Below are 22,359 nucleotides of genomic sequence, written 5' to 3'. Positions count from 1 at the left end.
AATTTGTTTTTATTCTTTATCCGCATACCTTTCAATTGTAAAAATTGTACAGTTGACGGTCTTCATGGCAATTGTTTTTTTATCGTCCGGGATGCTACCATCCTTTTTGATTTTACAATCTATTACTTTAGACAAAAAACTATAAATATGGTTTAATCCGAATTGTAAAATTAATAAGGATATTTTGCCACCAACGGAATCTGCCTTCCTGGACCAAAAGCTTTTGGACTAACACGCAGGATAGGCGGAGCTTGAAAACGTTTGAATTCCGCATTATTAACTAATTTACATACCCTTTCTACTAACGATTTTTCAAAGCCCATTGCTACAACCTCAGATCCCGCTTTCTCATTTTCGATAAGTTCAAAGAGGATTTGATCCAATAGATCGTATTCGGGTAGCGAGTCCGAATCTTTTTGATCTGGTCGAAGTTCCGCAGAAGGCGCTTTTTCAATGGTATTGACTGGAATGATCTCCCTTTCTCGATTGATATAGCGCGCTAAATCGTAGGCTTTGGATTTGTAAACATCACCGATTACAGAGATGGAGCCTGCCATATCACCATAGAGTGTACCATATCCTACAGCAGCCTCACTTTTGTTGGATGTATTGAGTAAAATATTGCCGAATTTATTGGAAGCGGCCATCAGAATTACCGCACGTGCGCGCGCTTGAATATTCTCTTCAGTCGTATCTGGCTGTAGCCCTTCAAAAAGAGGAGCTAAACTATGTTCGAAGGCATTGGCGATATCTTTGATCGGAACGATATAATGTTTGCAACCGGTATTGTTGACGAGATCCATCGCGTCTTTTATCGAATGGTCGGAAGAGTAGACCGATGGCATCAGAATGGCTAATACATTATCGGCACCCAGAGCCTCGCAGGCCAAAGCAGCAACTAAGGCCGAATCTAGCCCACCGGACAGACCTAAAACCGCCTTCTTGAAACCAGATTTTTGAAAATAATCACGTAGCCCGAGGATCAATGCATCATGTATAAGAGCCATCTCAGCAATAGACTCTTTCGAAGATGCTGTGGTGGAGGTTATATTTCGTTGATGATAGGTGACAAATTGAAGATCTTCTTCAAAGCTTTTTAGCTCAGCAATTTTTGTTCCTTCATTATTCAGGGCGATTGAGCGGCCGTCAAAGATAATATCCATGTGAGCGCCAATTTGATTGACATAAATTAGCGGTCTGCCAGACTTTTTTACCTGTTGGCTGAGGACCTTGATCCGTTCATCAAAATGGGTATAGGAAAAAGGGGATGCCGCAATGTTGATGAGGAGGTCTGGATTTTCTTTTCTCAGCTCTGCCATGGGGTCACCAACGTAAGAATTGCCCCCTTCGTCGTCATCCCACAAATCTTCACATATGGTTAAGGCGATTTTTACGCCGTTCAACTCGATACAATCAAAACGTCTGCTGGGCTCAAAATAACGATATTCATCAAATACATCATAATCGGGCAAAAGGCCTTTTTTAACAATGTTTCGGACTTCCCCATGCTCAATAAATACAGCGGTATTATAAAGCTCTTTGCCCTCAGGATCACTGTTTTTGACTGGGGCTCCGATGATACAGGCGATATCCTGACAATGAGCAGCGATTTGATGAATAGCTTCATCGCATTGACGTTTAAAGGCCTTACTTCGCAAAAGATCCTTGGCAGGATAACCACCAATCGCGAGTTCGGCGAAAATAATAAGATCGGCCGTTGCTTCTTTGGCCTGTTGGATCGCGCTAATTATTTTTTTAGTATTTGCTTCAAAATTACCGATATGGTAATTCAATTGTGCTAAAGCTATTTTCATATGCTATTAATCGTCTAACTAAATAAGATACCAATTGATGTCGGATCTTCTCACAAATTTATTTCTTTTTTTTGATACTCAGACCGCCCTTGGTCGAATAAAAGCGCTAAATTATCTTCCGATCAATTGAAGAACATCGTATTACCGGCTATGGCCTGTAAGTGGAATGAATGCACAGTGAGTCCATGTTGAGCCTATCTGTTGAGCTGCTATCGTTGTAGATGTATGTTTTTTACAACGCGGGACGGTATTGAATGTGCTAAATTGTTTTAACATAATTTTAACAACGTTAAATGCTGTTAAATTTCTTGACATGAAAGCAGATCTGTAGTACCTTTGATATATCAAAAGAAACGAAAGATATTAAAAATAATATATAAAGAACTTTTCATAATTTAGGTTAATAATTGGTTAGGTAAAGCTCGGAGTTCCCCACTTCGAGCTTTTATTCTTTCTAGACACCTGTTTCAAGTCGTGTTTCAATTTCCTTCTTTGTTTAATTAATTTAAGGTGTTGTTTATGGATCATACTATTGTCGCACAACAGCGCTCTTTTTGTTACGTAAGTATAGCTTCTACCCTTTTTCTCTTTTATTTTTTAGCGGCAAATTAAAATCAGATAGTGATCAAATTAACTCTTTTGACAGTGCTTGTTCAGTGATTGTTCAGTGCTTGTTCAGTGATTGCTCAGTGTAGACTGAATGATCAATGACTGATCACTGTTTAAAAAGCGATTGAAAATTGTTATTAGGTATAGGTTGATCTTAAAATATATCAGTTTTAAGATCTATCTTACTTTTAAGTTTTGGATAATTTTGCTAGCATATAAAACTATCGTACAATAAACACATTAATTGTTGAAAACCTCATTGAACTAAAAAGCTCCTAAAATGATGTCATTTTAGGAGCTTTTATGCTTTATTGCTTCAAGAGAAGCTATAATTATTTGATATCCGTTACTTCAATCACAAAATCCAATGGCGAGTTTGCCGGAATAGTTCCCACAGCCTGGTTTTGGTATCCATAAAGGGAAGGTGCCATGATGTGAATTTTACTGCCCTTTTGTAGACCTTTTTCCGTTAAGCCACCTAATTTCATGTCACCGATTTTTTGCGGAGCAAATGCGAAGGTCCAAGCAGGAATAATGGTGCTGTAAAATGGATACTGATACCCCGTGTTTGTGATGATTTCAAATTCTTTGGCAGTATCAGTTTGATCAAATACACTTCCACTCAATAATTTTCCAACGTATTTTACAGTCGGTTTAAATTTTAAGTATTTGCCATTTAATGTGTCAACCACTTTATATTCATAGTTCCCTGTTCCTTCGGCAAGAATTTCATACCAAATTCCTGTTTCGCTGTTGTATTGTGCATCAGGGTAATTTTGGCTGACGTAATTTTTAAGTGTTACAGAATCCGTTTTAAATTGTGCATTCGCATCATAAACCGGCGCATCGTCGCTTTTGTTACAGCTGATAATAAGGAAAGCGATTGCTGCAATTCCCATGAATAGTGGTGATAACAGTTTTTTCATTATATTTTTTATTGGTTTTTCAAGGAAAAGCTATTTTCTTTATGAAAGTAGCTTTGCAAATGTATATTATTTTTTCTTCGTTAAAGGTTTTCGCTATAACAATTAACATTTTGATACATTAATTTACACTTCTGAACGTGTACTTACAAAAAAGCCATTCTCACTAGGAGAACGGCTTCGATGAATGCATTGTTTTTATTTTTTATTTAACAGCACCAACAGCTTTTAGGTCGATGGTGTATACTACTGGTGTATTTTTAGGAACAGTTACCTTTTCGCTTCCTGTTGTATATTCTACTTGATCAAAAGAATAGTAAGAAGGAGCAATAAAGCTTATTTTGTCTCCTTTTTGCAATCCTTTTTGTAATAAACCTTCAAATCTTACATCTTGACCTTGGATATTAATAATGGTAGGAATAAATGCTTGCACCCATGCTTGGCCATAAGTTTTTATGGCAACGCGAATGTCGTCATAAACTTTAGGAACACCATCTGTATTTTTGTCGAACACAGTTCCATCCATCAGTTCGCCTTTGAAGTTTAAGGTTGCAGACCACGCGTTTGCTTGTGGACCATAATAGCCGATACTTCCTGTATAACTATATGGTGTTGAGTTATCTGTTGCAAGCTCTACTTTGTACCAGATTCCTGTAGAGTCGGAAAACCGTGCATTTTCTTTCCATTTGGTTTTGGCGTATTGCTCTAAAAGAGGTGCTTGTATTCTTAATAGGGAATCCCTGCGTGCTTTTTCTTTTCTAGCAGCTTCTATTTGTTGTCTATTCAATGCATCATAATCGATATTATCTTTATTACAAGCCGTAAAAAGAACCCCCAGACACAAAAACGCCATTAATAATTTCGTGATATTTTTCATAATTTCTTAAAGTGTGTATTAATTATAAAATCCAAAACGCAGGAATAATGGAGTTCGCTACAAGTAAATGTTAAATTATTCTAAAAAAACGGCTAACTCCTTTGAGTTCAGGTATTTTTGTCGTATACTTTTTAGACAAAATTCGCTGTCAAAACGTAGGAGAGTTGGGAAGATCATTTTTCTTCCTTGTAGCAATTGCAAAGCTAAAGGATGGTATTGTCCTGTTTTCTTTCTTTTGCTTAAGGGCCTCCATATACTTTGGTCAAAAGAAATGTCTTGGATAGATTCTGCATCTAAATGAACGGCGTAATAGCGCTCATTGATTAATTGGACAATCTCCTTTTTTGTAAAGATTTCCTGTTCCATTTTCCGGCAATAGCTGCACCAATCTGTATGAATAAAGAGAAGTGTTTCGCGCGGAGAAACAGTCAGGAGTGAATCCAGTTGTGCAAAATCAATCCAATTTATCCGCTCCTGTCCATGAGAACAGAGCGGATAAAAGAATAGGATCAATAGCACATATATTTTTTGGAAATGCTTCATATCCCAAATTTGTCTTAATGAAAATGACCAACACGTAGGCCAAGCGTATAAGTTCGAGGGCGTGTTGGACCGTAGATATAATCTGAATCACGTAGTGCTCCCTTGTCGAAGTCCTTCTGAAAAGCATTGAACATGTTTTGTACACCACCAAAAATTTCAATGCTGAAATCTTTATGTATTGGAAAGGTGTACCCTAAGCGGAGATTTAATTCCACAAAGTCCCGGGCATTTTTAAGGGTCATTACATCTTGTTGGATATGTGGAACAATCATTTTTCCCGTGTACACGCCCGTCAGATCGATCGCAAATTGTTTGGTCGCTTTCAGGTTGCTATTCATATAACCATAGATATTTGGCGTACGGACATATTTCTTGGTGAGGATGTCCTGCCCATCTTCTTTTCCTGTATAGATGAGTTGGTCTTTTTTATAGCGTGAGCGCTGGATCGTCCCACCGGTTTGGAAAGAGAACCAGGAGGATGGTGCGATATTGATTTCAATATTGGAACCGTACACCCTGGCGCCTTCACCATTTTGCATTTCCTGAATAATCAATCCATCTTTTTCAGACGCCATGACGTTGACAAACTGATTGTTTAGATCCGTGTAAAATCCTTCCACGAGCAAACTTGTTTGTACATTTCCAAAATTTTTATTGTAGCTAAAAGAACCTGTATAGGCATTGGAGTATTCGGTTTTCAGATTTTCACCGATCAATACAAATACTTGGTTTCCGCCAATGGAAGTGACGTGCATGTCTTCATTAAATGCTTGTGGTGCGCGGAAGCCACGTGCATAGCCGCCTCTAAATTGAAGGTCTTTTGTGATATCGTATAAGATGGTCAACCGTGGGCTAAAGGTGCCGAAGCGCTGATCCGAGTTTCGGTTTATACCTGCAAGACTATATTTACCGTCAACATAGGTGTAATCATATCGCGCTCCGATTAACGTTTTAAAATTGCTTAAAGGCTTCCATTCGTATTGGGCATAACTGCCTAGTCCTTTGTTCTGCTGATCAATGGTTCGTTTATACCCTGGTATTTCATCCTGGGTGTTGTTGTATGAAAACTCCACTCCGGCAGTAAATACATCTCTTTCAAAGTTGTAGGTATATTGTCCCCCGGCAACTAGCGCAATATCATTTGTTTTTCCATAGGCATTTGCGGCTAATGTGCTGTCCGCAAGGGTTGTTCCGCCCCCAAGACCGCCATAGTAGCTGTCGCGAACAGTTTTCTGCACAGAGCCATACAACGACATTTTTTGCTTATAATCTGTGGAATAGTGATCGTATGTGATTCCGCCAACAAGCGAACTGGTTTCCAACTGCTCGGTGATCTGCGTCAGGTGCGGTACTTTATCGAGTTGATCACCACCGCGACGGAATTCATTCACGGTACTAAAATCAACCGTTATCTTATCCACGTCACTCGGTTTGTAAAATAGTTTTGTGCCGAAGGTGGTGTTACGAAGTTTGGTTATTTCCGAAAAACCATCGCCATTGGCATCGTAAGCTTCCCGATTACGGTGCATACCGTAGAATGTGGCTCCTCTTTTGAGGTCTTCCGAAACTGTTGATGTATTGAAGTCGACCGTATTATCCCAGCTTTTGCCGCCAATGAGTGAATTGGTGGATTTTACTTGCCAGTCGTTTTCTACAGGATCTTTTGTAATAATATTGATGGTTCCGGCGATCGCATTGGCACCAAATAATGCCGAACCGCCACTGCGCACAACCTCAATACGATCGATCATACTTGTTGGAATCTGATCCAATCCATATACGCTATTTAGCGCGGAAAATACCGCCCTACTGTTGATCAATATTTGTGAATAGGGGCCTTCGAGGCCATTCAGGCGGACTTGTGAAAAGCCGCAATTCTGGCAATTGTTTTCTACCCGTACACCCGGCTGATAATTCAATGTTTCCGACATAGCAACAGATTGTGTCGCATTAAATAATTTTGGACCAATGACATTGACAACCACGGGGGCGTCCTTACGTTTGACGCCATAGCGTGTAGCCGAAACAACGACCTCATCCAAATTGAGGTTGTCTTCTTCCAGTTGAATTTGCAAGGGCGTCTTCAACGTGTCTAAAGAGATGACTTTGCTGATGGAGCGATAGCCCACTGCCGATATATTTAAGGTTACTTTTTGCGTTGGTATGGCGGATAGCTTAAAGTAGCCATTTGGATCGGATGTAGTTGCGAGCTTGCTGTTTTTTAAAGTCAGTGTACCAGAAGGAACCGCCTCATGGTTTTTGTTGAATAAGTAGCCTTCAAGTTTTGATTGGGCGTATATAGTGGATGTACCAGCCAGTAATGTGGCCAATAAAGTGTATTGCTTTAGCATCGTAATTTTATAAAAATTTTATAAATACAGGCCTCGTATAGCATGGTCTGTTCCTCGTTATGAATAGCGTCCAAGGCATTGCGTCTTATCGGAAGCAGGGTAATAGCTTGTTTCCGACAAGGTAATGTATGCCAATGAGCTCACTGAAACCATAATGACAGTATTCAGCGAAGGTTTTCGCTATTGTAACAGGGACAATTCTCAAAGAAGAGGCAAATAAAAATGGGATCAAAGATGATATCTCGATAGCGGTATTTCATGCTGTCGTTCTGGAGCCAAGCGATTTAGCACATGCGTAATGTCTTACTTGTTTGCACCAAGTTCGTTTGATTGTTATGGAACCAGGGACGGGCCCTCGAAATCTTTGATTTTTGGTTTATGCTAAGCAGGGGGGACCACGTAAGTGGTAGTGATCGATCGTTGTGCTGATCGCCTCCGGACAAAATGAATTATAATGTTCTTCTTTTACTTCACGCGGAATAGGAAATTCAAGGACAGTAAATTCGGTTTGTACGTAGGTATTGTGATAGATGACATTGAGGTATTCGATTTGGTCATCTGTTTCTTGCGGCTTTTGTTTTTTGGTAAAATCATAAGGGTGGGTGTGCATGACAATTTCACCGGTTGATTTTACCTCTTTGTGCATAAAAACAACACCCGAAATAATAATCAGCGACATTAATACCAATTGGCAAAATGCGATAAGCTGACGTGGGGATTTTGTTGTTTTTCGGTACATAAAAAAGCGCTACTTTTTAGGGTAACGCTTCAAAAATACGATTTTATTTTGTGAGTATTCGTGATCTACTCATTAAAAAAATATGAAATATCTATATACTAAGCTTACAGTGCTTCCTGATTATTTAATCAGATGATTGTTGTCGTCTGGAAATACAACGGAAGGTTTAAACTGCTTAGCTTCTTCAAAATCCATGTTCGCGTAGGAAATAATGATGACAATATCGCCAACTTGAACCAGGCGAGCCGCAGCACCATTCAAACAGATAATACCTGATCCACGTTGACCTGGGATGACGTATGTTTCAAGACGGGCTCCATTATTGTTGTTTACGATTTGAACTTTCTCGTTAGCGATGATATTTGCGGCATCCATCAAATCTTCATCTATTGTGATACTACCCACATAATTCAATTCCGCTTGTGTGACTTTAACGCGGTGAATCTTGGATTTCATTACTTCTATTACCATGGCGCAAAGGTAGGGCTTTCTGCTGAATTTGAAAGATTTGTCAATTAATTTGACAAATTATTCAGAATCATATTGTCAATCAAACGGACACCTTCGACCCAGGCCGTGACAAGTGCGACATGCTGCTTGCTGAAATCGATGTGGTTGACTTCTTTTAACGTTGAACTTTCACATAGCGCAAAGTATTCAACGCTAAGCCCATCGGTGTCTATTAAAATCTGTAAGGCTTTGTCTTTTATTTCCGCTAGGGGGATAGGGTCATGTATATGATCTTTTACATATTGCAGCGAACGGGAGAGTGCCAAAGCGGTTCTTTTTCCAGCTTCGCTTAAGCGTGCGTTTCTAGAGCTCAGTGCTAGGCCGTCTTGATCTCTAATGATAGGACATATCGCCAATTGAATCGCGAGATCCTTCATGGCTATCATGCGTTTGATAACCATGACCTGCTGAAAATCTTTCTGCCCGAAACAAGCAATATCCGGTTGTACCAATGTAAATAATTTATAGACCACCTGCGTGACACCTTGGAAATGGCCAGGGCGTTTTTCACCTTCCCAAATTTGGTCCAGTTCGCCAAGATCGAGATGCCAGGCCTCATTTTTATCGGGGTACATCTCATCAACACTTGGTAAGAAAAGAATGTCGCAATCAACGGATTCCAGTAATCTGATGTCGTTTTCAATGGGCCGTGGATATTTTTCGAGATCTTTCGGATCGTTAAATTGTGTGGGGTTTACAAAAATGCTGCAAACACGAATATCACTGATCGGTTTTGCATAATTTAATAGGGATAAATGTCCTTCATGTAAAGCGCCCATCGTAGGGATTAGGGCGATTTTTTGACCTGTTGATCGGGCTTCTTGCAGGTATGCTTGGAGAGATGCTTTCGTTTTGAAAATTTCCACTTTGCTATTTAGTTTTTTGTTGGCAAAGGTGCATAATATTTTGGGAATATAAAACGATGATTAATAGTAAATTGCATAGTAAGTATTTTTTTCGTACCTTTGTAGACCGATTTTACTGTTCGAAAATAATAAATAAAAATAACTGGAGATGGCAAAAACGAAGATATTGTTTATTACTCACGAGATGTCGCCTTTCCTCGAATTAACTAAAATTTCTGAAATTACACGTCAACTTCCACAAGCGATGCAAGAAAAGGGTTTTGAGATCCGGATCTTAATGCCGCGTTTTGGGAATATCAATGAGCGTAGAAATAGATTACATGAGGTTATTCGTCTTTCAGGCTTGAACATTGTTGTGGATAATAATGATAATCCGCTAATTATTAAAGTTGCTTCATTACCTGCGGCCCGTATGCAGGTGTATTTCTTGGATAATGAAGACTACTTTCAGCGTAAAAAAGTTTTTAGTGATGAGCATGGCGAATTCTTTGCAGACAATAATGAGCGTTCAGTGTTCTTCTGTAAAGGAGCGTTGGAAACTGTGAAGAAATTAGGATGGTCCCCTGATGTAGTACACTGTCATGGATGGTTCTCTGCTTTGGTACCGGCTTACGTGAAGACAACTTATAAAGACGATCCTACATTCAAGGATGCAAAAGTGATGTACTCTTTGTTCAATGAAGAATTTAAAGGTACATTAGGTACAAAGTATGCTGAAATGGCGCCAGAAGGTTCCTTTAAAGCCGCGGATGCGCAGGTGTACGGTGATGGTAGTTATGAGGCGATCTACAAAGGTGCTTTGCATTTTACCGATATGGTGGTTGTCGCTGACGAAAATGTCAACACTGAAATAGTTGATTTTGCTCGCTCAAAGGATATTCAGGTTTTTGAGCCTAATGGCGATCAGGACTACGATGCTTTTGGAGAAGTGTATGATCAGTTTGCGCCCGAAGAAGTAGAAGCGTAAGCTTTACTTTTAGAAGCGTTTCGAAAAACAAACAGACAATAATATAAAAAAGGCTATTCTCAAGGATAGCCTTTTTTTATGCGTCTCTTTTTTCATCCGGTCAAACCGTTATTTCAATGATTTTCGTTGCGCTACCTGCTAGAAACCTTTTGTCGCGGTAAATGTAGCTGCGAATTGTTATCTTCGCAGTAATCTGTCATTGTGTTTAGATGTTCATGCCCGGGGATCTCCGCGAAGATGAATCGGGTTTGATCTAGACCTAATAGGCTAGGTTATCAAATAGCATACATAGGCTGTATTTTATTGTATTTAAATCGGGTGTTTGGGCATGTTTTCTAGGATATGAACAGACACCATAGCTATAATCGTGTAATGAAAATTAAGGTAGGATTTGGATTTGATGTCCATCAGATGAAAGAAGGTCATCCATTTATTGTTGGTGGAGTGCAATTGGAGCATCATGCTGGTGCCTTTGGGCATTCTGATGCCGATGTGTTGGTCCATGCGATATGTGATGCCATTTTGGGCGCTGCCAATTTAGAAGATATTGGCTACCACTTTCCAAATACAGATATGCGCTGGAAAGGCATTAGTAGCTTATTGTTGTTAAAAGAATGTATGGCGCTGATTGCTGCGAAGGGATATACGCTTGGCAATATTGATGCGATGCTGTGTCTCGAAGCTCCTAAGATCAAACCCTATATTCCACAAATGAAAGTTAAACTGGCTGAAGCAACGGGTTTGGACATCGACGACATCTCTATTAAAGCAACAACAAATGAAACGATGGGATTTATCGGTCGTCAGGAAGGGGTGGTTGCCTATGCGGTTTGTTTGATTGAACGCGCGTAGTTCGCCTCAATATTTTCACGTTTAAATTCTTGCTTTTGGCCCAATTAGTAATACCTTTGCCAAAGTAGGGATTCTTGGCACACTATCTGATAGAGTGAGCATTAATGTCTTAATTGAAGTCTTTAAAGATCGAAAAATGCCGTATCCAAGTTTGCAAAACACGACTGCAGATGGAAAAATGGACTATGCATTGCGGTCTTTAAAATGAATAATATTTACGTCTGAAATTTAGTAAATAGATGAAACGAGTATCAAAAAAAAATCAACTTACTGAGGCTGATGTCAAGCGGTATACGTTCAATTTTTGGAAAATTATCGTCGGGATCGTCGCGATAGGTTTCCTTTTTATATTGAGTATACGTCTTGGCGTATTTGGAAAATTACCCTCCTTCAGTGATTTGGAAAACCCCAAAAGTAATTTAGCTTCCGAAGTTATCACGGAAGATCATAAAGTATTAGGGACCTATTTTGTCCAAAACCGCTCCAATGTGAAGTACAGTGAGTTGTCACCTTATTTGGTCAAAGCATTGGTTTCGACAGAGGATAAGCGCTTTTATGATCACTCTGGGATAGACTACTCGCGTACCTTTACAGTTATCTTTCACACCTTGACCGGTAACAAACAGGGGGGGAGTACAATTACACAGCAGCTGGCACTTAATCTATTTTCGGATGGACGACAAAAGAATTTTCTTAAACGTGTCATCCAGAAATTTCAGGAATGGATTACAGCTGTTCGCTTAGAAAGAAATTATACCAAAGATGAGATTATTACCATGTATTTTAACACGGTAGACTTTGGTGCTTACAATACATACGGAATCAAATCTGCAGCGCGGACTTATTTTAATACGACTCCAGATAAATTGACAGCTGATCAAGCAGCCCTTTTGGTGGGGATGCTGAAAGGACCTGGCGTATATTCTCCTGTACGTTATCCTCAAAATGCAATGAAACGCCGTAATACGGTGTTGAATAATATGGTTGCCGCAAATTTTATTTCGGCTGAGGAGGCTACAAAAGCAAAAGAAAAACCACTTGGTTTAGAACTTAAGATCGCAAATTACGGTGAGGGTTTGGCACCATATTTTAGAGCGGTATTAAAGGATGAAATCAAAAAGGAATTTGCAAAATTGTCCATCACCAAACCGGATGGTACACCTTATGACCTCGATCGTGATGGATTGAAAATCTATACGACGATCAATATGTCTATGCAGCAATATGCCGAAGATTCGCAAAAAGAGTGGATGAGGCAACTGCAGTCTAAATTTGCCGCGCAATGGAAAAATAGAGATCCTTTTAAAGGAGATAAAGCCAAGCTGCTCGTTAGCGGAATGAAGCGCTCTGACCGTTACCGTATTTTGAAAGAAGAGGGCTTGAATGAAGACGAGATCAAAAAGGCCTTCAATGTCAAGGTTCCGATGAATATATTTACATGGAAGGGAAGTGTTGATACGATGATGACGCCAATGGACTCCATTAAGTACAATAAACTCATGTTGCGCAATGCGATGATGTCTATGGAGCCGAAGACCGGACATATCAAAGCCTGGGTTGGAGGTATTGACTTTGACCACTTCAAATATGATCAGGTAAAAATGGGTACGCGTCAAGTCGGATCAACAGCGAAACCATTTACGTACGCGGTGGCGATTGACAATGGTTATTCCCCATGTTACAGTATTCCCAATTACCAACAAACTTATAACGGATGGACACCAAGAGGAAATGCACAAGGTGGAAACCCGATTACCCTAGCGAAAGCATTGGCGTATTCACAAAACTATGCGACGGCCTATCTGGTGCACGAAGTTGGCGCTGCGGAAGTAGCTGCATTGACAAAACGGATGGGTATAACAAGTGATGTGCCTAACTATCCATCGATCTCATTAGGTGCTTATGAAGCGTCGGTCTTTGATATGGTGGGTGCTTATTCGGCATTTGTGAATCAAGGAACTTGGATTGAGCCAACAGCGATCTTACGGATTGAAGATAAAAATGGTACACCAATCTATGATAAAGCACCAAAGGTTGTAAAAGCCTTAAATAGTGAATCCGCTTATATTATTGTTGATATGTTGAAAAAGGTGGTATCCCAGGGTACGGCGAGACGTATTCAATGGATGTATAAGCTCACAAATCCAATTGGCGGTAAAACAGGTACAACCAACGATAACTCAGATGCCTGGTTTATTGGTATTACACCGGAACTGGTTACGGGTGTTTGGACTGGTGCAGAAGATCGAGGCATTAGTTTCGACAGGATGGAGTACGGACAAGGGGCTGCAGCAGCGATGCCAGTATTCGCTTACTACATGCAGAAAGTGTATAAAGATTCAAATTTGAAGTATACCAAGGGTGATTTTGAGCAACCGCAGGGTGGGCTTACCCGCGTCATTGACTGTAATCAGTATTGGGGCGGTGGTGGCTCCGATGTCGAAGATGGGTCTACAGATTCAAGCGGCAAAGATGCGACTAAACTAAAAGATGATCGCTTAGGTTTCTAAGTTATTTTAACGAATACCATTGGGCCAGACAATAAATTTTTTCGAGATTTGTTGTCTGGCTTTTTTGCTAAAGGTGTTTGATATTGGAACATAATGGACGTATTTGACTATAGAGAAGAATTAAAGAAGATACCGCATCGACCGGGAGTCTATCAGTATTTTGATAAAAATAACGAACTGATCTATATCGGTAAAGCGAAGGATTTGCGTAACCGGGTCGGTTCGTATTTCGTTAATGAAAATCAGCTGAATGGCAAAACCCGTGTTTTGGTTCGGAAGATCAACCGTATATCTTTTACTATCGTTGACACGGAGATTGATGCTTGGCTGCTTGAGAATTCATTGATCAAAAAACACAAACCCAAGTATAATGTTCTGTTGAAGGATGATAAAACCTATCCATGGATTGTCATCAAGAACGAACCTTTTCCGCGGGTTTTTTGGACCCGACAATATATCAAGGATGGGTCCCGTTATTATGGCCCCTATCCTTCGGTGGGGATGATGCATATTGTATTGGATCTGATCCGTGAATTGTTTCCCCTCCGTACCTGCAATTTGGCCCTAACACAGGAAAATATACGGAAAGGCAAGTTTAAGATCTGTCTCGAATATCAAATTGGAAATTGCAAGGGGCCCTGTGAAGGGTATCAGTCCGAAGACGACTATGATCAGAACCTGAGTGATATCAAGGATATTCTGAACGGAAAGATTGCTGTGGTGACCAATCGTTTAAAGGAGAGTATTGCTACCGCAGCAGCAGCTCTGGATTTTGAAAGAGCGCAGTTAATTAAGGCGAAGCTGGATAAGCTGGACAATTACCAGAGCAAGTCTACGGTGGTCAACTCATCCATTACAAATGTGGATGTATTTAGTATCGCTTCAGACGAGGGATACGCTTTTGTCAATTACCTGAAAGTCATGAATGGTGTTATTATTCAGACACAGACGCTCGAAATGAAGCGGCGTTTGGATGAGAGTGAACAGGAGCTTTTGGCCTTGGCCATACCGGAGATTCGGGAACGCTTCAAAAGCCTTTCGCGAGAAATTATCGTACCCTTTGAATTAGATATTGAAGAGAACGAACGGATTCGATTTACGATTCCGAAGCTGGGCGAAAAGAAAAAATTGCTGGAGTTGTCTCAAAAGAACGTGGCATTTTTTAGAAAAGAGCGTCTGTTGCAATATGAAAAGCTTAATCCTGATATTCGGACCGAGCGCATCTTAAAACAGATGCAAAAAGATCTTCGCATGAATGTGCTCCCTCAGCATATTGAATGTTTTGATAACTCGAATATTCAGGGGAATTATCCCGTATCGGCTATTGTTGTCTTTAAGGATGCAAAACCTTCGAAGAAAGATTACCGTCACTTTAATGTGAAAACAGTTGAGGGACCCAACGATTTTGCCACGATGGAGGAAGCTGTTTTTAGACGCTATAGACGATTGTTGGATGAGGATCAACCTTTGCCGCAGTTGATCATTATCGATGGCGGAAAAGGGCAGCTAGGCGCAGCCTTAAAGAGCCTGCGCTTGTTGGGGATAGAGCGAAAAGTAACCGTCATCGGTATTGCCAAAAGACTGGAGGAGCTTTTCTACCCAGGTGATCAATATCCACTTTATTTAGATAAAAAATCTGAAACCCTCAAGGTCATTCAACATCTTCGGGATGAGGCACACCGCTTCGGAATCACCTTCCACAGGAATCAACGGAGCCGGAAGACCTTCGTTTCAGAGCTGGAAAACGTTCCGGGCATAGGTAAAACAACCGTTGAGAAAGTATTAACTGAATTTAAATCGGTGAAAAAAGCGAAGGAAGCCTCAGATGAAGAGCTAAAAAAAGTGCTTAATCTGAAACAGATTAAAGCACTTCGTGAATATTTTGCAAAGTAAAAATTTACAAGAAGAACAATTCGTGTAGGGGAGGTCGGTATAAAAAGATCTCCGTACGAACTTTTCAATGCGGATTAATCGTCGTACCCGAAACGTTTAAGGTAGTTCTTTTTACTTCTCCAGTCAGGAATTACCTTAACAAAAAGCTCGAGGAATACTTTTCCGTCGATAAACTCTTCAATATCCTGGCGCGCATAGGTGCCGACTTTTTTGATCATGGCTCCTGCTTTTCCAATGATAATGTTTTTTTGAGAGTCGCGCTCAACAATAATTTCGGCAGCAATACGTGTGATATTTGCTTCTTCTTTGTAAGATGTAACGATTACTTCTGTACTGTAGGGAATCTCTTTATCGTATAGTTTGAATACTTTTTCACGAATCATCTCAGAGACAAAAAAACGCATGGATTTATCCGTTAACTCATCCTTTTCATAATAGGCTTCGTGAATCGGTAACTTGTCCTTAATGTAGTGCATCACGGCAGCAACATTATGATTTAATTTTGCTGAAATCGCAAAAACGGTATCCGGATTTAATTTTTCCTGCCAAAATTCAATCTTAGCCTTGACCTCTTCTTCCGAAGATTTATCGATTTTGTTGATAAGCACGGCAACAGGGGAATTTGTTTTACGCAATTTCTCCAGGACATCGTTCTCATCGTATTTTTCGTGGATATCTGTCACAAATAAAATAATGTCTGCATCGATCAACGATCCTTGGACAAAATTCATCATCGATTCTTGCAAAGAATAGTTTGGTTTGATAACACCAGGGGTGTCCGAAAACACAATTTGATGGTCTTCATCGTTTACAATACCGATAATGCGGTGTCTTGTCGTTTGCGCTTTGGGTGTAATGATAGACATTTTTTCACCCACTAAAGCGTTCATTAGGGTGGACTTACCAGCATTTGGCTTTCCGATGATACTTACGAATCCTGCTTTATGTGACATTTTTCTAAATTTTATTAGGATTACAAAGAAACAAAATATATCTTTGTACTCCAATTCGGAAGGATCATAATCTTGTTTTTTCAAAAGAAAAAAGCAATTTTGTTCAAAAATATATTGCGGGGTGGAGCAGTTGGTAGCTCGTCGGGCTCATAACCCGAAGGTCACTAGTTCGAGTCTGGTCCCCGCTACTAAAAGAAAGAGCCGGTTGCAATGATCGGTTCTTTTAAAGAAATTTAAAATACATTGCGGGGTGGAGCAGTTGGTAGCTCGTCGGGCTCATAACCCGAAGGTCACTAGTTCGAGTCTGGTCCCCGCTACTAAAGAAAGAGCCGGTTGCAATGATCGGTTCTTTTAAAGAAACTTAAAATACATTGCGGGGTGGAGCAGTTGGTAGCTCGTCGGGCTCATAACCCGAAGGTCACTAGTTCGAGTCTGGTCCCCGCTACTAAAAGAAAGAGCCGGTTGCAATGATCGGTTCTTTTAAAGAAATTTAAAATACATTGCGGGGTGGAGCAGTTGGTAGCTCGTCGGGCTCATAACCCGAAGGTCACTAGTTCGAGTCTGGTCCCCGCTACTAAAGAAAGAGCCGATTGCAATGATCGGTTCTTTTAAAGAAATTTAAAATACATTGCGGGGTGGAGCAGTTGGTAGCTCGTCGGGCTCATAACCCGAAGGTCACTAGTTCGAGTCTGGTCCCCGCTACTAAAAGAAAAAAGCCGAGGTGAATATCTTGGCTTTTTTTGTGTCCTAATTTACGCTATAATACCGCCTGTTTTTCAGGATCATCTTTTTTTCCTACTCTTCTAAATTTCTTATTATCGATTGTCGTGAGGTTGTTAACAAACTGTCTTTTGCTGTTATTTAATCGTTCTAATTTTTTGATATTGGATCACGCTGTAAAATGTGTGTTTATGCAATCGTTTGTTTAATTGGCGCAATCTATTTCTTTGTCGCTAAATTTTGATATGCTGTCATCATCCGTTAGTTTTAGCATTCATGTACCTAAATTTTGATTAGCAAGCTAATCAATTTTTAAACTAACTATTAAATATTATGATTTCAAAGATTCTCGACAATCAAAAGTTGAGTCTGTTATCATTAGCTTTACTCATTGCAAGTACACACAACTCGGCTAATGCTAATGGTCTTACATTTCCAAACAACAATATTTTGTTGAATGACGCGGTTTATCAACAAAAAGTGAATGGAAAAGTGCAGTCTACAGACGGCCCATTGGCTGGAGCAACCATTAGCGTTAAGGGGAGCGGTAAATCGACATCCGCAGGAGCAGATGGACGTTTTACAATAGATGCTAAATATGGTGATGTACTGGTCGTTACAAGTGTTGGTTATAAAGCACAAGAAGTGACCGTAACAGGACCGGTTGTTAACATCAATATGGAGTCCAATAGTGAAGCACTCCAGGAAGTTGTCATTGTTGGTTATGGAACACAACAGAAAAAAGAAAGTTTGACTGGCGCTCTTCAGGCGGTTAAAGGAAACAAATTACGCGATGTCACTACGCCATCGGTTGAAAACATGCTGAATGGTAAAGCTGCCGGGGTATATGTTGCCCCAGGAGCCGGTAAACCAGGGTCAAATGGCGGTGTTGTGATTCGTGGTCAGGCAACATTAAGTGGTACGACCAGCCCATTGTGGGTCATTGACGGTGTTATTGTTGGCTCAAGCCCAGGTGATATCAATCCGGACGACATTGAGTCATTAACCATCCTAAAAGATGCTGCTTCAACCTCGATTTATGGTTCTCAAGGTGCGAATGGTGTTGTCGTTGTGACAACTAAAAACCCTACTGCATCCAAAACAAGCATTAGCTTTTCTACAAAAATGGGTGTCAACCAACTTTCCAATGGGCACATGGAAATGATGGATGGAGCTGAACTTTATGATTATTTTGCCTCTTTTTCTAATCCAGGTGACATCAAATTTCCACGATGGAATTCTGAATTACGTGATAGCAATTTTGACTGGTGGAAACTGGCGACAAAAACCGGATTTGTCCAAAACCACAATTTGTCTATTCAGGGTGGAAATGATAAATTACAGTCTTATTTGTCTTTAGGTTACTACAACGAAGCCGGTGCTGTAAAAGGATATGATTACGATCGTTATAATTTTAGATTACGTACCAACTATAAGCCTTTCGATTGGCTGACCATTAAGCCATCTATTGCGGGATCAAGACGTGCTGTAGATGATCGTCAATATGATGTCAATGCCATGTATGGAAACCTGCCTTGGGACAGTCCTTACGATGCAAATGGAAATTTAGTGCCACATCGTTACAGCGGCTGGGTCAACAATGCAAGCACAAACTACTTGTACGACCTCCAATGGAATCATAGTGCCAATACCAATTATGAATTTATGGGTAACTTAGATTTCGACATCAAATTAACAGATTGGTTGACTTTCTCTTCTGTCAACAATTATCGTTACAATAGTTATTCCGATAGCGGCTATCAAGATCCACGATCAAACAGCGGCGAAAGTGTAATTGGTCGTGTGACAGATTATCGCATGGAATTTGCCCGTCGGTATACCAACCAGATTTTACGTTTCAACAAGACTTGGGATAAACATAGCCTGAATGGATTGGCTGCATACGAATTTAACGACTATTGGACAAAAACCTTAGATGCTTATGGAACAGGTATTGTAAATGGTTTCGAGGTATTGGATGTTGTTGCAAAACCAGAGCGAACCAGAGGTGGAATTTCCGAATGGGCAGTACAGTCATTTTTGTCTAATGCAAACTATGCATACGATAATAAATATTTGGCACAGGTATCTTTCCGTCGTGATGGAGCATCCAATTTTGGTACCAATGCAAAATATGGGAACTTTTTTTCAGTTAGTGGTGGTTGGAATATCAATAAGGAAGAGTGGTTCAAGGCTGATTGGGTAGATAATTTAAAACTGAGAGCGGCTTATGGATCGGTAGGTAATAGACCAAGTTCATTATATCCGCAATATAGTCTTTACTCGGTGTCTGCATCATCAAGTTATAATGGTATACCAGGGGCATTAATTAGCCAAATTGGTAATAAAGATCTGACTTGGGAAAAAACTTACACAACTGGTTTTGGGGTTGATGCAGCCTTGTTTAAGAATAGATTGCGATTCAATGTTGATTATTATGACAAGAAGACCGATAATGTACTTTATCAAGTGCCAATCAGCGGTCTGACCGGTGTTACTTCTATCTGGAAAAATATTGGTAAGATGCAAAACCGGGGGATTGAATTGACCATCGGTGGCGACATCGTTCGAAATGACAATGTACATTGGAGCTTGGATGTTAATTTGAGTCACAATGTGAATAAATTGACCGAGCTATTTGCGACAAAAGATGCCAATGGTAATCTTGTTTCAAAACCAATTATCGCAGGTGATGGATCAGGTATCGCTGGATCGGCGCAACGTCTGCTTCAGCCAGGTCTTCCGGTAGATACCTATTATTTAAAAGAATGGGCTGGTGTTAACGTAGATAATGGTTTGCCAATGTGGTATCGATACGAGACTGATGCCAATGGCAATGAAACAAGGACAACGACGTCGAACTATTCCAATGCAACTTTCCGTAATGTAGGAAAAGGAAATCCGGATCTTTTTGGCGGTTTCAGCACGGCTTTAAGTTATAAGCAGTTTGACCTGAATGCCGTGTTCGGTTTCTCCTTGGGGGGGAAATTATATAATTACTCGCGTCAGGAATTTGATTCGGATGGAACCTATACGGATCGTAACCAGATGAAGTTACAGGATGGTTGGAGCCGTTGGGAAAAACCTGGCGATGTTGCCACTCACCCGATTGCAAGATACGACAACCAAGATAAAGGTAATTCACCTTCAACACGCTTTTTAGAAAGTAACAATTTCTTGAAAATGAGATCACTGACCTTAGGGTACAACTTTGATCTAAAGAAATATAACATCAAAAATTTACGTGTCTTCTTAGCTGGGGAGAACTTATTTACGATTACAAACTATTCAGGTGTCGATCCAGAGCTTCCATTGACTGAGCCGGATGGCAAAGGTGGGGGTGGTCAAATGATCCGTTCAACGGGCGTTTCGGTGTACCCAATGGTTCGTAAATATATGTTTGGCGCAAGTGTGACATTTTAATTTTAACGTTTAGAAAATCAATCATGAAAAAAATACTAATAGGACTTTTAATAGCTACAGCAGTGTCCTCTTGTGATATAGATCGTCTTCCTTATACTTCAATGGATGAAGAAAATATCGTTAATAATCCGGATGCAATGGTAACAGGTACCTATGCGCAGTTAAAAGCTTGGTCTGATCCGATGCACCGTCTTGGTGAATACGCTGGTGATAATATGATGATCCGCGGGTCGTCGACAGATGCGTTCTACGAATTTATCTCCTATGCGAGAACACCCAATAATTACCGTTTGCAAAATTTTTGGGACTATGGCTATAAGGCTATTGCACAGTCTTCGAACGTAATCAAGATGTTTGCGGAAGGTCAGAGTACAGAAATGGATAATAAACTGGGTGAATGTTATTACATCCGTGGAATGATGTATTTTTACCTTTGCCGTGCATTTGGGAAGCCATATTATCAAAGTCCAGAGACAAATCTTGGTGTTCCGATCGTTAATGGTACTCCTGACGATGTCTTCAATGATTTAAACTTGCCCGATCGTTCGTCTGTCAAAGATACATACGCGCAAGCGATCAGTGACCTGAAAAAAGCAGAAGCTTTAATGACACTTGATAAAGGGGCAGCGTATGCGTCTAAGGGTGCAGCGCAGGCAATGCTTTCTCGCATTTATCTATACATGAGCGGGACATATAAGAATCCGAACGCGGAATATGCACGTCTTTCTTTAGAGTATGCCAATAAGGTGATTAATTCAGGTAAATATGTCTTGTTGGCCCGTGAGCAGTTCATGAAATACAATACCTTTAGACCTGAAGATAACAAGGAGACCATCTTTGCCGTGAAACGTGTTGCGTCTGAGTTCTCGGGCGATGATCATTATTATGGTATCGGTGGTATGTATTCCAATATTGGTGGTATGGGCTGGGGTGAGATGTATTCCAGTGCCAAATATATTGATCTTTTGAATGAAACTGGTCGTAATGACTGGCGGCCAGATCATTATAGCATTGTGGACGCACGCGCAGCTTTTATAGAGCCGACTTATTCCAAAGACGATAAAGGCAATTACTCAACTGTTTTTCGATTTATCAAACAGAACTCACCTGCAAAAGTCGGTGACCCTAAAACATTAAGTTATGTGCAAATTCCGGCCATTATTAATGGGAATACAGTAATTGCTCGAGAAGTAAAAAAGGTGGGTGATCAAGAAGTTGTTAAAGAATATACTTTAGCGACAATTAATGCTGGTCAGCAAACTTATTCCATTACCTATGAAGACGGTAATACCTATTCGGGTATGATTGATTACTATATTTCCTTAAATCGTGCTTATCCACAGTTTTATATTGTGAAATGCTCACGTGAAGGTGAGGAGTCTCAACTGCACTCCCCTGTAATCAGCCGCTTGGGTGAAATTTATTTAAACCGCGCAGAGGCTAATGCAAAATTAGGTAATTATGGTGCAGCGCTAAATGATTTAAATACCATCAGAAATCGTTCTATTGTCAATGGCGGATATACTTCAATTGATGCGGCCAGTGCAAGCAAACTGATTGACAAAGAACGTCAGTTGGAATTGGCCTATCAGGCTGAACGCAGCTACGATGTGTTCCGTAATGGGGACCCGTTAAACCGTACCTATCCGGGGCCACAGAAACAATTTGAAGATATTGTACCAACAGATTTTAGAGTAACTTATTTTATTCCTCAGGATGCGATCAATTCATATCCGGGCAAATTGACTCAGAATCCAACGTCTAACTAGGCGAATATTGATAATTTAAACCCTATAAATGGCTTTACTT

Annotated in this window: 15 protein-coding genes and 5 tRNA genes; 11 read left to right on the top strand and 9 right to left on the bottom strand. The window is 40.2% G+C overall.

Annotated features, from left to right (window positions below; all coding sequences use genetic code 11):
- Positions 1–170 precede the first annotated feature (170 nt).
- The 8 genes from K2F45_RS24655 to panC all read right to left on the bottom strand — a co-directional run bounded on the left by K2F45_RS24655 (position 171) and on the right by panC (position 9,232).
- Positions 171–1,814 carry an NAD+ synthase gene (locus K2F45_RS24655; protein ID WP_075994304.1) on the bottom strand — a complete coding sequence of 548 codons (1,644 nt, stop codon included), beginning with the start codon at positions 1,812–1,814 and terminating at the stop codon, positions 171–173.
- A gap of 941 nt (positions 1,815–2,755) precedes the next feature.
- On the bottom strand, positions 2,756–3,349 hold the full coding sequence (locus K2F45_RS24650; RefSeq protein WP_088163059.1) for an FKBP-type peptidyl-prolyl cis-trans isomerase: 594 nt from the start codon (positions 3,347–3,349) through the stop codon (positions 2,756–2,758).
- A 202-nt stretch (positions 3,350–3,551) separates the two neighbouring features.
- Positions 3,552–4,223 carry an FKBP-type peptidyl-prolyl cis-trans isomerase gene (locus K2F45_RS24645; protein ID WP_088163058.1) on the bottom strand — a complete coding sequence of 224 codons (672 nt, stop codon included), beginning with the start codon at positions 4,221–4,223 and terminating at the stop codon, positions 3,552–3,554.
- A gap of 75 nt (positions 4,224–4,298) precedes the next feature.
- Entirely contained in the window at positions 4,299–4,766 is a 468-nt protein-coding gene (locus tag K2F45_RS24640) for a thioredoxin family protein (protein ID WP_248932584.1), read from the bottom strand.
- A 14-nt stretch (positions 4,767–4,780) separates the two neighbouring features.
- The gene (locus tag K2F45_RS24635; protein ID WP_248932583.1) at positions 4,781–7,117 is read right to left on the bottom strand and encodes a TonB-dependent receptor; all 2,337 of its coding nucleotides are present in this window, start codon (positions 7,115–7,117) and stop codon (positions 4,781–4,783) included.
- 376 nt (positions 7,118–7,493) lie between these two features.
- On the bottom strand, positions 7,494–7,856 hold the full coding sequence (locus K2F45_RS24630; protein ID WP_248932582.1) for a hypothetical protein: 363 nt from the start codon (positions 7,854–7,856) through the stop codon (positions 7,494–7,496).
- A 120-nt stretch (positions 7,857–7,976) separates the two neighbouring features.
- Positions 7,977–8,327 carry an aspartate 1-decarboxylase gene (gene panD / locus K2F45_RS24625; RefSeq protein ID WP_070570112.1) on the bottom strand — a complete coding sequence of 117 codons (351 nt, stop codon included), beginning with the start codon at positions 8,325–8,327 and terminating at the stop codon, positions 7,977–7,979.
- Between the two features lie 44 nt (positions 8,328–8,371).
- Positions 8,372–9,232: a pantoate--beta-alanine ligase gene (gene panC / locus K2F45_RS24620; protein ID WP_075994301.1), complete on the bottom strand. Its 861-nt coding sequence runs from the start codon at positions 9,230–9,232 to the stop codon at positions 8,372–8,374.
- A gap of 148 nt (positions 9,233–9,380) precedes the next feature.
- Here panC and K2F45_RS24615 point away from each other — a divergent pair, with 148 nt between their 5' ends.
- From K2F45_RS24615 to uvrC, 4 genes are all read left to right on the top strand, one after another.
- Positions 9,381–10,199: a glycogen/starch synthase gene (locus K2F45_RS24615; RefSeq protein WP_070570107.1), complete on the top strand. Its 819-nt coding sequence runs from the start codon at positions 9,381–9,383 to the stop codon at positions 10,197–10,199.
- A 372-nt stretch (positions 10,200–10,571) separates the two neighbouring features.
- Entirely contained in the window at positions 10,572–11,051 is a 480-nt protein-coding gene (gene ispF, locus K2F45_RS24610; RefSeq protein WP_070570337.1) for a 2-C-methyl-D-erythritol 2,4-cyclodiphosphate synthase, read from the top strand.
- Positions 11,052–11,290: 239 nt separating this feature from the next.
- Positions 11,291–13,561, top strand: coding sequence for a transglycosylase domain-containing protein (locus tag K2F45_RS24605; RefSeq protein WP_075994300.1), 2,271 nt, complete (start codon positions 11,291–11,293; stop codon positions 13,559–13,561).
- A gap of 93 nt (positions 13,562–13,654) precedes the next feature.
- A complete protein-coding gene (gene uvrC, locus K2F45_RS24600; RefSeq protein ID WP_070570103.1) occupies positions 13,655–15,454 on the top strand; it encodes an excinuclease ABC subunit UvrC in 1,800 nt (599 codons plus the stop codon).
- Positions 15,455–15,528: 74 nt separating this feature from the next.
- Here uvrC and era read toward each other — a convergent pair whose 3' ends face one another.
- Entirely contained in the window at positions 15,529–16,407 is an 879-nt protein-coding gene (era, locus tag K2F45_RS24595) for a GTPase Era (RefSeq protein ID WP_070570335.1), read from the bottom strand.
- A 115-nt stretch (positions 16,408–16,522) separates the two neighbouring features.
- Here era and K2F45_RS24590 point away from each other — a divergent pair.
- From K2F45_RS24590 to K2F45_RS24560, 7 genes are all read left to right on the top strand, one after another.
- Positions 16,523–16,595 (top strand) — tRNA-Met (locus K2F45_RS24590).
- Between the two features lie 56 nt (positions 16,596–16,651).
- Positions 16,652–16,724: transfer RNA gene (locus K2F45_RS24585), tRNA-Met, on the top strand.
- 55 nt (positions 16,725–16,779) lie between these two features.
- A tRNA-Met gene (locus K2F45_RS24580) sits at positions 16,780–16,852 on the top strand.
- A 56-nt stretch (positions 16,853–16,908) separates the two neighbouring features.
- Positions 16,909–16,981, top strand: a tRNA-Met gene (locus tag K2F45_RS24575).
- 55 nt (positions 16,982–17,036) lie between these two features.
- Positions 17,037–17,109 (top strand) — tRNA-Met (locus K2F45_RS24570).
- A gap of 351 nt (positions 17,110–17,460) precedes the next feature.
- Positions 17,461–20,550 (top strand): SusC/RagA family TonB-linked outer membrane protein, encoded by a 3,090-nt coding sequence (locus K2F45_RS24565; protein ID WP_248932581.1) that lies wholly within the window; start codon positions 17,461–17,463, stop codon positions 20,548–20,550.
- Positions 20,551–20,573: 23 nt separating this feature from the next.
- Positions 20,574–22,319, top strand: coding sequence for a RagB/SusD family nutrient uptake outer membrane protein (locus K2F45_RS24560; RefSeq protein WP_075994299.1), 1,746 nt, complete (start codon positions 20,574–20,576; stop codon positions 22,317–22,319).
- The last annotated feature ends 40 nt before the right edge of the window (positions 22,320–22,359 follow it).

The sequence above is a fragment of the Sphingobacterium siyangense genome (genome assembly GCF_023277505.1).
Lineage (GTDB): Bacteria > Bacteroidota > Bacteroidia > Sphingobacteriales > Sphingobacteriaceae > Sphingobacterium > Sphingobacterium siyangense.
The sequence above is the reverse complement of the archived record's forward strand: the minus strand, read 5'-3'. Positions and strand labels throughout refer to the sequence as shown.